General features: G+C 62.8%; 14 protein-coding genes. 13 read left to right on the plus strand and 1 reads right to left on the minus strand.

Annotation, left to right across the window (positions count from 1 at the left end):
• The first annotated feature begins 47 nt into the window (after positions 1-47).
• From C3Y15_RS04265 to C3Y15_RS04325, 13 genes are all read left to right on the plus strand, one after another.
• On the plus strand, positions 48-1,094 hold the full coding sequence (locus tag C3Y15_RS04265; protein ID WP_059475128.1) for an ATPase, T2SS/T4P/T4SS family: 1,047 nt from the start codon (positions 48-50) through the stop codon (positions 1,092-1,094).
• Positions 1,095-1,107: 13 nt separating this feature from the next.
• Positions 1,108-1,488, plus strand: coding sequence for a TrbC/VirB2 family protein (locus C3Y15_RS04270; RefSeq protein ID WP_059475103.1), 381 nt, complete (start codon positions 1,108-1,110; stop codon positions 1,486-1,488).
• Entirely contained in the window at positions 1,481-1,792 is a 312-nt protein-coding gene (locus tag C3Y15_RS04275) for a VirB3 family type IV secretion system protein (protein WP_124259819.1), read from the plus strand. The genes C3Y15_RS04270 and C3Y15_RS04275 overlap by 8 nt, the downstream gene beginning before the upstream one ends.
• Positions 1,786-4,248 carry a VirB4 family type IV secretion system protein gene (locus C3Y15_RS04280; RefSeq protein WP_059896587.1) on the plus strand — a complete coding sequence of 821 codons (2,463 nt, stop codon included), beginning with the start codon at positions 1,786-1,788 and terminating at the stop codon, positions 4,246-4,248. Before C3Y15_RS04275 ends, C3Y15_RS04280 begins: the two co-directional genes overlap by 7 nt.
• A gap of 11 nt (positions 4,249-4,259) precedes the next feature.
• Positions 4,260-4,997, plus strand: a complete 738-nt coding sequence (locus tag C3Y15_RS04285) for a hypothetical protein (protein WP_059475105.1) — start codon at positions 4,260-4,262, stop codon at positions 4,995-4,997.
• Between the two features lie 9 nt (positions 4,998-5,006).
• Positions 5,007-6,074 (plus strand): type IV secretion system protein, encoded by a 1,068-nt coding sequence (locus tag C3Y15_RS04290; RefSeq protein ID WP_059475106.1) that lies wholly within the window; start codon positions 5,007-5,009, stop codon positions 6,072-6,074.
• The gene (locus C3Y15_RS04295; RefSeq protein WP_059475107.1) at positions 6,071-7,297 is read left to right on the plus strand and encodes a TraI domain-containing protein; all 1,227 of its coding nucleotides are present in this window, start codon (positions 6,071-6,073) and stop codon (positions 7,295-7,297) included. The genes C3Y15_RS04290 and C3Y15_RS04295 overlap by 4 nt, the downstream gene beginning before the upstream one ends.
• Positions 7,294-9,162 carry a conjugative transfer system coupling protein TraD gene (traD, locus tag C3Y15_RS04300; protein WP_059475108.1) on the plus strand — a complete coding sequence of 623 codons (1,869 nt, stop codon included), beginning with the start codon at positions 7,294-7,296 and terminating at the stop codon, positions 9,160-9,162. Before C3Y15_RS04295 ends, traD begins: the two co-directional genes overlap by 4 nt.
• 10 nt (positions 9,163-9,172) lie before the next feature.
• A complete protein-coding gene (locus C3Y15_RS04305) occupies positions 9,173-9,685 on the plus strand; it encodes a hypothetical protein (protein WP_059475109.1) in 513 nt (170 codons plus the stop codon).
• A complete protein-coding gene (locus C3Y15_RS04310) occupies positions 9,648-9,932 on the plus strand; it encodes a hypothetical protein (protein ID WP_059475110.1) in 285 nt (94 codons plus the stop codon). Before C3Y15_RS04305 ends, C3Y15_RS04310 begins: the two co-directional genes overlap by 38 nt.
• On the plus strand, positions 9,922-10,527 hold the full coding sequence (locus tag C3Y15_RS04315; protein WP_124259820.1) for a DUF4400 domain-containing protein: 606 nt from the start codon (positions 9,922-9,924) through the stop codon (positions 10,525-10,527). The genes C3Y15_RS04310 and C3Y15_RS04315 overlap by 11 nt, the downstream gene beginning before the upstream one ends.
• Before the next feature lie 352 nt (positions 10,528-10,879).
• On the plus strand, positions 10,880-11,779 hold the full coding sequence (locus tag C3Y15_RS04320; protein ID WP_124259821.1) for an ATPase: 900 nt from the start codon (positions 10,880-10,882) through the stop codon (positions 11,777-11,779).
• An 18-nt stretch (positions 11,780-11,797) separates the two neighbouring features.
• Complete coding sequence (locus C3Y15_RS04325) at positions 11,798-13,504, plus strand: ATP-dependent helicase (RefSeq protein WP_124259822.1); 1,707 nt, start codon at positions 11,798-11,800, stop codon at positions 13,502-13,504.
• Between the two features lie 59 nt (positions 13,505-13,563).
• Here C3Y15_RS04325 and C3Y15_RS04330 read toward each other — a convergent pair whose 3' ends face one another.
• Positions 13,564-14,067, minus strand: a complete 504-nt coding sequence (locus C3Y15_RS04330) for a hypothetical protein (protein ID WP_124259823.1) — start codon at positions 14,065-14,067, stop codon at positions 13,564-13,566.
• Between the last annotated feature and the right edge of the window lie 3 nt (positions 14,068-14,070).

Raw genomic sequence — 14,070 nt, forward strand, 5'->3', positions numbered from 1 at the left:
CATTCTTTCAGTCCAACGACGACCCGTGCAGCTTGAACAATAGCTGCATGTCCGAAATCGCCGAAAGCCCGCTCCTCAAGGTTCGACCGCTCGAAGAAGCTGCGGTCAATCTGTTCTTCGCCTCGCTTTCGTCCCTCGTCGAACCGCTCGAAGCACCGGACGTGGCCGAAATCATGGTCAACGACTTCAACAACGTCTGGGTCGAGTCGCGCGGCGTGATGCGCCGGCTCGATGTGACCTTCAATCAGGCGACGCTGCAGGGCGCGATCCACGCGCTTGCGGCGTCGGTCGACAAGTCGGCCAAGGCCGGCACGTCGCAGGGGATCATCAACGGCGGCCACAAGAATTTGCGGATCGCCGCGGTGATGCGGCCGACGGCCATCGACGGCCATGCGCTCGCCATTCGCAAGCATCGCGAGAAAACGCTGTCGCTCGCCGACTACGTGAGCATGGGCGCGTTTTCCGCGGTGCACGCACGCCGGGAGGTGGAGCGCACCCTGTTCCCGCCCGGCGTGACCGACGAGGCGCTACGCCATGCCTTTACCGCGATGGTGCAAGGGCGCTGCAACGTGCTGGTGGCGGGCGGCACATCGTCGGGCAAGACCACGCTGCTGAACGCGCTAAATGCCGAGATCCCGCCCGACGAACGGGTGATCACGATCGAGGACACGATGGAACTCAAGCTCTCGGCGCCCAACCGTGTCCGGCTGCTTTCCAATCCCGACAAGGGCGTGACGACGCAAGTGCTGGTCGCGCTGTGCCTGCGGTTCCGGCCGGACCGGATCATCGTCGGCGAGGTGCGGAGCGGCGAGGCCTACGACTTCATTCAGGCGCTCAGCACCGGGCATGACGGCGGCATGGGCTCGATCCACTCGAACGACGCGCGTGGTGCATTGAGCCGCCTAGAAAGCCTCGCGATGCTGGGCATCCCGACGGGCAGCCGCTGGGAGCTCACGGACATGCGCAAGGCCATCGCCGACTGCTTCAACTATGTGATCCACATGCGCCGGACGGGCGATCTGCGCCACGTGTCCGAAGTGCTCGAGATCAAGGGTTTCAAGGACGGCGACTACGTCCTCAAACGGGTTTTCTAACTGGAGTTATCCAATGCAGAAGCAACAACACGCACTTTTCAACCGACTGCGCATGACGGCGGTCGCGACCTCTCGCGCGCTGTTCGCGCGCAATGAACTGCGCTCGACGCTGATTGCCGCCGCGCTCGCCGGTGCGGCCCCCGCCGCGCACGCCGTCGACATGTCCAGCCTCGGCGCCGCGACCGATGTCATCTGTCTGATCTCGTCGTACATCAGCGGTCCGTGGCTGTACGGCATTGGCATCGTGCTGATCATTATCGGTGCGGTCGCCATTGCGAATTCGGAAAGCAATATCGGCAAGATGATTTCGTCGGTGCTGGTGGGCCTCGGTATCGCCGCCTGCGCGCTGCCGATCGTGCGCGACCACCTCCACGTCAACTACACCTGTGCGTAATCCGACCCGGGTGAGCCGCTCGCTGTCGCTGCCCCGCCAGATGGGCGGGGCGGATCGCGGGCTGGCAATCGCGAACGGCACGCTGACGGCGCTGCTCTGCTATAGCAGCATGACGCCGACGTTCCTCGTCGTTGGGATTGCTGTGCACTGGCTGTTGCGTTGGCTGTCGACACGCGATCCTTGGTGGAAAGAGGTGCTGGTGGTCTACAACCGGTTCCCGGACGTCCACGAGCCGCTGCCGACATCGCGGTTCTCGGTTCGCTTCAAACGGCCCTACGGTTTCGATCAGGATTTGCCATGTTGAGCCCGAAAATCAAGCGGGGCCCGGTGCAGGAAGTCGCCCCATGGGCCACGATGGTCACGCCCGAGCTGGTTCTCGACAAGGACGGCTCCCTGCTGACCGTCTACAGCTTTGACGGCGTCGACGCGGACAGCCCGAACGCGTCGGACATCTCGGCGGCGCGCGACAACCTCGACCATGCCTGCAAGAACTTCGATCACCGTGTCACCGCGTGGTGGCGCCTGGCGCATCGGCGGGTCAAGGGCGAGATCGAAGGCGAGTTTGCGAACGCGATCGACGAACGCGTCGATGCGATCAACCGCGCCCATGTCAGCAGCGGCAAGTTCTTCCGGAACTCTCATTCGCTCGCCCTGGCGTTCACGCCTGAAACCGGCATCAACAAGATTTTCGAAAAGATTGCCTACCACATGACGGTCGGCGGCAAGGCGGTCCCCGTAGCTATCTGGGAGACCGTGAAGGACATGCTGTTCGCACGCAGCGCGTTCTCATTCGACATGGAGCGGATCGCGGCCGACATCAAGCGCTTCGAGTCGATTCTCGATGCGTTCAAAGGCGGCGTTACGCGACTCAAGATGAAGCGCCTGCAGTTGCAGAACGCAATGGCGTACCTGCACCAAACGGCCAACCCGTCGGTGCCCCCGCGGCGGGTCCGGTATCCGGTCACGATGCTCGACACGCACCTGACCGAAAGTTTCGTGACGTACGGCTCCGAGCATCTGATGTTCGAATCGGCGTACGGCACGCGCTACGCGAAGATCGTGTCGGTCAAGGAATGGATGGGGTTTCAGGAGGCCGCGCTTGACGTGCTGGCCGACGTCGACGCCGAGCTCGACGTCTGCGTGATGTTCCGCTTCCTGTCCGCGAGCAAGGCGCAGGCCTACATCGACAAGATCCGCAAGTTCTACAAGGTCGCCGCGTTCAACCCGGTCGCGGTGCTGAAGGCGTACTTCGCGAAGGAAGAACAGAAGAACGACGAAGGCCGGGAAATGCTGGCCGAGGAAGCCGAGAAAGCCCTGGCAAAACTGATCGCGGACGGCCAGCAGTACGGGTTCGCGAATATTTCGGTAGTGGTTTATGGGGACTCGATCGAGGAATGCGACGACATGACCCGCGAAGTGGTCGGGCGTATCGGCAACGCGGGCTTCGGCGTGATCGTGGAGACGCGCAATCTCGCGGCCGCGTGGGCGACGACGATGCCGGGGCGCTGGGATCAGCAAAAGCGCCTGCAGTTCGTCGAGACGCCAGCCGTGTCGGACATCGCGCCGCTGCGCGGCGTCGCCGAGGGGCATGCGCTCAACGACTGGCTGACGCAGCAATCCGGCGTGAAAACCGGTCCGCTCACATTGCTGCCGACCCGCCACAAGACGCTGCAACGGGTGAGCCTGCATCATCCGGGCGGCAAGTCGCACACGCTCGTGATCGGCCCGATCGGCGCCGGCAAGTCGGTGTTTCTCAACTTCCTCGTCTCGCAGGCCGGCCGTCACAAGGCCCGCCGCATCCGCTTCGACAAGGATCGCTCGACACGCATTCCGACCGTGCTCGCCAACGGGCGATTCGTCGATGCGACCGGCCGGTTCGAAGCGGCGACCTCGGTGAACCCGCTGTCGTTGCTGGCCGATTCCAAGCACTACACCTACGTCGCCGAATGGGTGCAGATGGCTATCGAAGATGACGATTTCCGCTGCACGCCGCAGCAGCAAAGCACGATCTACGAAGCGGTCGCTACGTTGGGCGAGGGCTACACGCCGGAGTTCTGGACGCTGTCGAACCTCACGACGCTCCTGGCGATCGAGTTGCGTGAACGCCTGCAGATCTGGACCAAGGGCGAAAAGAACGGGCGCTTCTTCGATCACGTCGAGGATGCGTTCTCGTTGTCCGACGACATATCGATCGAGATGGGCGACCTGTTCCAGAACTACCCGGTCGCGGCCGCGCTGTTCATGGACTATGCGTTCTACCGGATCTCGCAGTGGCTTGACGGCAAGCGCTACACGATCATCGAAGTGGAAGAGTGCGGTTTCTTCTTCCAGTACCCGCGCTTCTACCAGCGCCTCGAGATCTGGGCCGTGACGATCCGGAAGCTCAATGCGACGTTGCTGCTCGCGACCCAGTCGCTCGGTCAGCTCGCGCGCGTGCCGAATTTCGAGATTCTCAAAGAGAACATCCCGAACATCTTCTATCTGCCGAACAAGGACGCGCGAACCACGAAGCACTTGTATCGCGACGTGTGCGGATTGACCGACGACCAGATCGACATGATCTCCAACGCGGTGCCAAACCGCGACTACCTGTGGGTGACGCCCGACCACTCGCGAATGTTGCAGGCTCAGTTTCCGAAGGAAGCGCTCGCGGTGCTGCGCTCGGACGGCGCGGCGCAGCGTGTGCTCGACAAACACTATGCTTCGGGCTCGCCGCATTGGCGCGAGGCGTATTTGCAAGAAATGCTGACTCTCGACTGACAGGTGAACCAATGAAACGCATGCTCCGTTCCGCCGTGTTCGCGGCGACTCTCCTTGCGACCCAATATGCATCGGCAACCGGAATTCCCGTCTTCGACGTTGCCAACTTCGGCCAGAACGTCATTACCGCGGCGAAGGCCGTGAGCGGGGAGATCTACCAGAACACCAACATCATGTACCAGTACCAGATGATGGCGAACCAGCTGTTGCAGGCGACCAAGCTTGATCCGTCGGCGATGAAGGCCCAGTTCGACCAGATCTCCGGCGACATCTCCAAGATCAAGAACCTGAACAGCACGCTCAAGAACCTGTACGGGAGCCTGACTGACGACGGTCAGTGGCTGTCGCAGGTGCAGACGCTGATCGCGCGGTCGGGAAAGAGCAACGACCAGTGGTTTTCCGACATGAACACGCTGTACCAGCAGAACGACAAAGTCGCGAAGAATCTGTTCAACATGGGCACCAGCATCATGTCGCATACCGACGATCTGGCGAAGCGTCGCCAGGACCTGCAGTCGCAGCTGTCGCTGTCGCCGACCGCACAGGCGACGGCCGAGCTGACGACCCACTACCTGGACATCGTGACGAGCCAGAACGCGGATCTGCTGCAACTCAATGCGGCGAAAGCCCAACACGATGCGCAAGAGCAGTCGCAGGCCCTGCAGGACCGGAAGGAGAGGGCGGCGGCCGGTCAGAAATTCATTCAGCAACAGGACGCCGAGCGGGCGGCCTACGGCTTTGGAAAATAAGGGGCGGCGATGACGGCACGATGGTTCCGCCGCCTGCTGGCGGCACTGCCCCTCAGCGCGGCGCTGATGGCCGTGGCCCCGCCGAGCTGGGCCGATGGCGCGACGACCATCACAGTGGGCGGCATCAGCATCCCGGCGCCCACCTCCGTGGTGTCGCCCGGCGCATCGGGCGGCGTAGGGGCGACGGTTGCGCCGGGTGAAGTCGCTGCGGGTGCCGATCGCGCGATGAAGTCGATCGGCGGGCTGATTGGCACGTTGATCCAGAGCGCCGTCGAGGCGAGTCAGACCATCCATGACGAATCGGACAAGTTTGCGGGCGCCTTGGCGGTGATCACGATTGTTATCGCGGGCGTCCGATTTGCGTCGACAGGTAATGCGATTGTCGCTTGGGGCCAGATTCTCGAGGATCTTGCGATGCTCGGTATCTTTGCCTCTCTATACATGGGTTATCAGTCGTTTGCCACCGGCTTCTATGGTTGGTTCGTGAATCTGTCCACCAAGATAGCAGGCGCGGACATCACGAATGTCGTTAGTGCGATGTTTCATGCGAGCGGGACACTGTTCGATGATTTTGTCCAGTCTTTCGCGGGCGCCGCGTGGTACGAATACCCCGCGCACCTGGTCGCGGTCATCCCGCTCTTGCTGGCGTTTGTCGTGCTCATTCTGGCCGGCCTCGTCTTTCTGTACTACAGCTATGTCGGCCTGATTCAGATGGCGATCGGCGCGGTGATGGGCCAAGTTGCGCTCGCGTTGGGGTTCTCCGAGTTCACCCGTGGTTTCTTCAAAACGTGGCTCGACTACATGATCAGCGCGGGCATGTATGTGGTCGTTGCGGCCTGCATGCAGCGGCTAGTGGGGGGCTCGCTGGCGACGGCGATTTCGACGGCGAGCGGGCTGGGCCTGAGCACGCCCATGGCGGCCACGAATGTGATGAGTTTGGCGATCTTCATGCTGTTGCTCGCGTTCGAGATCCCGAAGATGGCGAGCATGTTCGGCGGCGGCGCCAACGCGAGCGGGTCGGCCCTGGGCAAGGCGGCGAAGCTGGGAACCAAACTCGCGACTAGCTTTATCCCATGAGCACAACACCGTTGCATGCGCCGATCGCGGCCGACACGTTACTCGAGCGCGCCGCGCGCCGGATCGAGCTGCTTGAGCAAACTGCCAACGAATCGACGAAGGCCGAGTTTGCCCGGAAGTGGCTCGCGCTCGCCGAGCGGTGCGCAGCGTGGTTCTCGTCGATGCCGCTCAGTCCGGAGTTGTACCGCGAGCCGGGCGGCGCCTTCCGGTGCACGATCGAGACCGCGTTTTACGCGATGCGGCTGGCGGGCGGGCAGAAGTTCGGCACGAACCTGCCCTCGGAAAAGCGCCGGCGGATCGAGCCGCAATATAACTACGGCGTGTTTCTGGCGGCGATCTGTTCGCGGCTGGATGAACCGTATCGGCACTTCGAAATCGTGCGGGACGCCGACATGCAGGTATGGAGTCCGCCGGTTCACGGCGCAGTCGGTCCGTGGCTCGGTGCGAGTCCGTACCGGGTGGTTCGCCGCGCGACCCCGTTGCCCGTCGAGCGGATGCGAACGGGGATGCTCGCGCAGCAGCTCATCGGCAGCGAGTTGCTTGCGGGGCTCGACGTGGAAGTGCTGGCCGAGGTGTTCGGGGCCATCAACCCGAACCCGAGTCCGATGGACGCGGAATCCCTAACGCACAAGGTCGTGCGTCAGGCCATTTCAACGGCGGCCGAGTTCGATCGCAAGGCGCAACGTGCGGTATTTGAGCCCGTCCAGTTCGAGGTGCCGTCGGCGATCCACGTCGCCGCGCAGCTTGAGCCCGTTCAAGCGGCAGCGCCGTCTGCCCCCCAACCGGCACCGGCACCGACGCCGGTTCCTGCGGAGCCGGCACTAGCTACGTCCCCCGAAGTACGTCCCGACGCCGCGAGCGGCCGGCCACCAGCTGCACCGATGAATCCCGGTGCGGCATCGAGCCGGCCTCCGACGGAAAGCCAGACAACGGGATCTGCGGAACCGCCTCAGCAGGCATTCGAAGAGGTCTTGAAGGGCGCGCCGCGCATGATCGTTGAACTATTCCGCGCACTGCGTCAGGACGTCCAGGCGGGCAAGGCAAAGGTGCAGTGGAGCAACATGGGGCTGGTGTTGCCTAAGCGCCTCGTCGGTAGCTACGGCGTCGCAAGCGACACGTTAATCGAGCATCTTCGCAAGCGCTCGCTGTTGCTGGGCAACGAGCCGACAGAAATTACGATCGCACCGCGCGCGGGCGAGCTGATACTGGAGCGCACCACTTGAATAGCTACATCAACCATTTCCGGCCGATCTTCGAGTTGCGCGCCGTGCTCGCGTGGCTGCTCGCTGTCGTGGTGCTGCCGATGTCCGGGATGCCATATGGTTGGGCATTCGCGCTGTTCGGACTGGCAATCCTTGTGTTGCGGGGAGGGCAAGTCTGGCGAGCGCTGAAATTCCGCATGGCGATTTCGACCAAGTGGCTGACGACGCTCGATGTGCCGAAGCTGCTGGCGATCCAGAAACGGATGCGTGCCGAGGCGAACGCGATGTATCTGGGCATCGGCTACGAATGGACGCAGAAGCATTGCCAGATCGCGCACGACATCCTGCGGATGCCGACCACCGATATTCCGGGGTTGCCCGCGTGGCTACCGAAAACGAAGCCCGGCCGGAAAGTCGAAGCGTTGATCGAGCAGCTGTTCGCGCCGAAAGACAGCATTCGCGATCTGATGCCGCAGGGCTCGTCGTGGATTCATGGCATGGAGCCGAAGAAGGGACTCGTACCGTTCCACTACAAGGCGATGGGCGGCCACACGCTCGTCGGCGGCACCACCGGCGCCGGCAAGACGCGGACGTACGAGGTGATTTCGACGCAGGTGATCCATCTGGGCGACGTGCTGCTGATTGTCGATCCGAAGAACGACAAGGAATGGAAAGAGCGCGTCGAGCGGGAGTGCGAGCGCGCCGGCCGCAAATTCCTGTACTTCAATCAGGCCAAGCCGTCCGAGTCGATCCGCCTCAATCCGATCGAGAACTGGAGCCAGCCGTCCGAAATCCCGAGCCGCATCTCGCAGCTGATGGAAGAGGGGCCGTTCCGCGACTTCGCCTTCCTGTTCATCGACCGGGCGGTCAAGGGCGAGCTGTACATCGGTGACAAGCCGACCCTGCGGTCGATCCTGAAGTACGCGCAGTCGGGTATCACCACGTTGCTCGAAAGAGCGCTCAAGCGATTCTTCATCGAGCGAGGGCTGACGGATTGGGAATCGCTCGTCGCCGCCGACGTCAATAAGATCGCGCAAAAGGCGGGCGCATCGCGGGTCGACGGGATGATCGCGCTCTACCAGGCGCGATTCGCGACGCTGGATCAGGGCCACGAGACGCTCGACGGACTGATCGCGACACACGTGCATGACCGCGAGCACTACATGCGGATCATCGCATCGGCGTTGCCGCTGTTGCAGATGCTGGCAACCGGCGAAACCGGTCTGATGCTCGCGCCGAAGGCCGACGATTTTGACGACGAGCGCGAGATCTGGGACATCGACAAGATCATCAAGCAGAAGGCCGTGCTGTACATGGGCCTCGATTCGTTGTCGAACAACATCGTGCAGAAGGCGATTGCGTCGATGATCCTGGCCGACGTCGCGGCGGTGTGCGGCACGATCTACAACTTCTACGATTCGCCGCCGGAGGTGGTGCTTATCATCGACGAGATCGCCGAGGCGATCAACGAGCAGGTGATTCAGGTTTTGAACAAGGGGCGTGGCGCGGGCTTCAAGGCGTTTGTTGCGTTCCAGGCGCGGGCGGACCTCGAGGCCAGACTCGGAAACGCCGCGAAAATGCTGCAGGTTTTGGGCAATCTGAACAACCAGATCATCTTACGCTTAGAGGACAGTGACACCGCGCAGTGGTTCTCCGACAAAGTCGGTGAGACCGCAATTCGCAATCTCGTGATGTCGAGCAGTACGAGTTCGGGCAGCGAGGCGCATGTCGGTGAATTTACGGGATCGGTGACGCGCTCGCTCCAACTGGAAAAGGTGCCGCTGATCCCAACCCGCCTGATCCACGGGCTTCCGAACCTGCAATATTTCATGCGGATATCGGGTGCCTCGGTCTATCAGGGCCGCATTCCCATCCTGAAAGGTTGAAAACCTACGCATGTCTGCCGTATTTAGAAAAATCATCCGCGATCACAAGCTTTCGGCTCGCCTGAATCCGGTTTTCACGTTCGCTCCCGAGCTGGAACTCGTGTGCACGCGCGTGGCCGACTTCATCGGTGAGCACTTTGTCGGCAAAGCGGAGTCGCTCGTCAAGGAGATGCTGGTCGACGGACTCGAAAGCTACAAGCGCGTCCGCAAGACCGGCGAGCCGCACGTGGCATTCATGCAAGGGCTGTTCGCACCGGCGCACTTGCTGTACGCGCGCCGGTACGTCGCCCGGGAAGGGGAGCGCTATCACGTCTGGTCGCCGATGTTCGAGCCGATCCCGGTGTTCGAGGCGCGGCATTCCGCGCTGGCGACCGAAATGGTCGACGAGCGCTGTCCCGAGAACATCAGCCAGCGCTCGGCGGCATTCCAGTTGGCTGCGCGCGCGCTGACCGGCGAGCATTTTCGACTCTACTTCGAGGGATACGATGTCGCTCACACCTTTTCTGATAGCGACGCTCACTAGGCTCGACGCTTCCGTTGTGCGTCGCGCGATCAGTACGGCGGCGGCGCAAGACGATCCCGGAGCGCCGGTACCCACGGAGTTCACCCGCGGGCAGCAGGCGATGGCGTACGCGCTGGCGCTGTTCATCCGCCGCCGACCGCTGCATTTCTACGTCGGGCTCGCCGGGCTGGTTGCCTTCCCGATCTACCTGGCCGTTCGCCTCGTGATGGGGCTGATGGCAATGTGGGGGGGCACACATGGCGGGTAGCCGATTCGTCCGGCACGCGAAGGTCTGGTTCTTCTTTGTGCCGCTGATAGGGGGCATCATTCTGCCCGCCATCCCGGACCCGGCGCTGTTCACCATCCCGGACGCGGAAGCGAGCTCGGTCACGGCGATAGTAGGCGAAGATCGAGCCGACGCCGCGATCGAGTCGACCAATCGCTCCTTTCGGCGCTACTTCGTCGAGTCGGGACTGGTGCGCACCACGGTCTCAGAAACGAGGGAAGGCACGCTCAACGACGGTGGGGTTTCGAACTTCGCGCATACCTGGGTGCAGAATTTCTGGAGGATGGTCTACCGGGCGGTGTACCGGGCAACCGTGATGAAGCTCTGGCTGCTCGGCACGATTGTCTTTGGAGTCGCGATGTTCGTCGATGGTGTCGTGCGTCGGAAGATCCGAGCCGCAGCGGCGGGCTACGCGAGTCCCGTCTCCTTCCATCTGGCTGCCCATGGGCTGTTGACCGTGTTCGGCGCGGCCGCCACGGTACTGATCTTGCCGGTCCCCGTCCTGGCCCCGTACTGGATCGTGGCCGCCGCCGCCATTGGCGTGCTGCTCTGGAACGCCGCGTCGTCGTATCGCTGACCTTCCGGCGGAAAGCTACCCGGAAAACGCGAGCTTTCCGCCTGAAGCCCCTTAACCGGTTAAGGGGCTTCAGGCGACCTCAGCGGCGTAGATCGACGGTCTCCAGCCATCTTGACGGCCGCCCACACAACCGAGACGGCCGGCAAATGTCTGCCGGTCACCAATTTGCTCAGTTTACGGAAGCCCGCCCGGATATCGCTTGGGCTTTCCGCGCGCGTATACGGGCGCAAGGCCCTGTCCCGAAAGCCCCTCGAAATCGTGCATGTTTCAGTGCCCCGGTACCCCCTCGTCCTCGCAAAAATAGTCCCATGCCGCGTGTGCGGCGACGATCAACCAACCTGGGACATCCCGAATGAGCACGATCAACGAAGCGACGCCTCTCATCGACGGCGAAACCGCAACGCCGGTGACTACCGACACGACCGTCCCGGCTGCTGCTGGAGCGGCGGACGCCGGTGTGGGTGCCCCCGGTCAGCGCGATGACCTTGCCCGACCGTCGACCGACGGCGCTGACGATGGCGAGCTCGAGCGCGAGCTGGAGGAGATGGAGAAGGCGGCGACCACTCTTCATAAAGAGGGGATCATCAGCGATTCGGAGGTCGAGGAAAAGCGCGAGCAGGTCGCGCGCACGCGCAAGCTGTTCAAGGAGCTGCCGCCGGAGGAGCGTGCGGCGATCATTCGGCGCCGCCGCGAGATCGGCCGTGAGCTGATGCAAAAGCAGTTGTCGGGCGCGGCCGTCGTGAGCGCTGTGGTTCGCTTGAACCATACGCGGCTCAAGCCGCTGTTCGAACAGTGGTGGCCGTATCTGAACCGGATGAGCATCAACATGCAGCGATTCGGCCGGTCGACTTTCGGGGTCGAGGATCAGGAGGTCGTCACGACGTGGCTGGAAGCGCAGTTGAAGAATCTCGAGGAGTACGTGGCGGAGCAGTTGGAAGTCGCGCGCGGATTCCGCGAAAGAACCGAGGCGACGTTGCGCGAGAGCGGCGATATCGTGTTTTCGCCGACGATCACGAAGCCGTCGCTGGTTGTCGAGGTCGAGGCATACACCCGCTTCTCGTACCGCCTGCTGACGCTCATCATGAAGTTCGATCAGGTGATGGATCACTTCGACTTCCTCGTGTGGAACGGTTTGCGCGATCAGTCGGACGTCGATGAAGAAACTGGACGCTTCCTCGGCAAGTTCCATCCGATCGGTCTGCGAGGCTATATGACCCACCTGCGCCTGATGACCACCGTGCGCGGCCGGTAAGGCAAAGCGGTCCGTGCCATGCTCGACGAGCTGAACCCCCAACAGCGTGAGGTGGCACTTCTGCGCCGCCACTGCCTCGCGATCGCATGTCCGGGCGCGGGCAAGACCAAGACGATCGCGGCGAAGGCCGCGCGCTTGCTCGATGACCCGACTGCCATGGTCGGCGCAGTGACTTTCAGCAAGGATGCCGCGGTGGAACTGCGCGATCGGATTCTGGCGGTCGCGGGGCCCGGAGCGAAGCGACGCCTGATCGCCGGGACATTTCACTCGTTGGCATTTCGGCAACTCGGGCAACCTGGCCGCGAGCGTCGCGATATCGCCTCCGACGGCGATCGCCTCGGGATGCTAGGACGTGTGATCGTGGAGTTGGGTCTTGACTGGAAAGTCGAAGAGGCGGTGCCGATCATCGAGCGCATCAAGACCAACTTTGGCCAGGTGGAAGCCGGCACGTCGGACGCGCAACTGTACAACGCCTATCAGGACGCGCTCGAGCGCAATGGCAAGATCGACTTTCAGGACATGCTGCGGCTGGCGGTGGCAGGCATGGAAAGCAATGAGATACGTCCCTACAGCTTCACGGATCTGCTCGTTGACGAGTTTCAGGACACCGACCCGCTGCAGTACCGATGGGTCGAACTGCATGCCCGCGCTGGCGCCCATGTGACGGTCGTCGGTGACGATGACCAGAGCATCTATGGCTTCCGCGCCGGGCTCGGATATCGCGGCATGGAGCGCTTTGCCGGCACGTTCGACGCCCAGAAGATCGTGCTCGGCAGCAATTACCGGTGCCGGGCCGAAATCCTGTCGGCGGCGGACCGGGTAATCCGGAACAACGCCGACCGCATTCCGAAAGTGCTGCGCGCGGAGCGCGGCGAAGGGGGCGGCGTCGGCAGCCAGCGCTTCGAGGACGAGTATGCTGACGCAGTCGCCGCAGTTGAAGCCCTGCGGCCGGTGCTCGCGGCCGGAAAATCCTGCGCGGTCCTGGCCCGTACGAACCGTATTCTCGATCCGATCGAGGCGGTGTGCCGGTCGCACGGCGTACCGTACTACCGGGCGTCGGGAGGCTCGGTGCTCAACCGCCCGCAAGGCGCGCTGATGTGCAACCTCCTCGAAATTGTCGAGGGACGTAAGCAGAACGGCGTCGACGCGGTGCTGGCCCACATGGGCATGAGATCGCACGATCTTGCGATGCTGCACCGGGACATGGGCGCAGAGTTCGTGCAACGGCAGAAGAAGGATCTCGTCGCGCTTGGGCTGTCCGAAGATACCGCGACGGCGTACCGGGCGTTCATGAAGCGTCTGGCGGAGTGGCAGTCGCTGTGCGAGCGCGAATTCTATTCGCTCGCGCTCGAAGGCGTTTTCGAGTGGATGATGAGCTACGCGAAGGGCGATCAGGCAATCCGTGCGATTCAGGGCACCTACGACGTGATTAGCCGATTGAACGGGCTGTTCTCGGAGCGGATCGATTTCCTCAAGCGCGACAACAACAAGCCGGTTGATGGCGCGCTCGTGCTCACTACCATGCACAGCTCGAAGGGGCTGGAGTGGGACCACGTGTGGATCAGCCGGGCGGAAGAGGGCGTGGTGCCCGACGAGAAAAGCCCGGAGTCGGAGGAGCGGCGCCTGTTCTACGTGGCGATGACGCGGGCGCGTGACAGACTCGTGATCTCGACCATCAAGAAGAATCCTGTATCGCGGTTTGTGATCGAGTCGAAGATCGACTGATCGACGCTGTAAAGCAATCGGCCGCCCAGGGGCGGCCGATCGTTGCCACGAAGCCGGCCTTATTCGTCGGCGTGCAGCTTGAGTCGGAGTTCGTAGTGCGCATCCGGGAACGGCACCGTCGCAGTCTTACCTTGCGCGACGGTAGCCGTGAGCTTCACCGGCTGCAGGCCGGCGGTCTCGACCACCTCGGACTTGCACGGCCCGGCATCGACCAGCTTGATGTCGGCGAGCGAGGTATCGCTAGCCTCGATCGCGAATTGGACCTGGCCGTTCTGTGCCGTTACCGGGCGAACGGTCAGCGAGCGGCCGACGAACTTCTGGTTGCTCTGGAGCGTGAACGACGCACCCGACGCCGTGCATGTTGCGTAGCCGACGCTCGTTCCGGACGCGAAGTGGAGCGGCGTCGAGTTCTCGACCGGTGCCATCACCATGGTCGATCCTGACATGATCGTGTGGCCGTCTTGCCGCCAGTCGACGTCGACGATTTGCAAGGTGGGCGCGGCGTGTGCGACGGCGGTAGCCAGCATGGCCCCGATCGCCAGAATATGGGATTTGAGCTTCAAGGT

Source organism: Burkholderia sp. B10 (genome assembly GCF_004368385.1).
GTDB lineage: Bacteria > Pseudomonadota > Gammaproteobacteria > Burkholderiales > Burkholderiaceae > Burkholderia > Burkholderia vietnamiensis.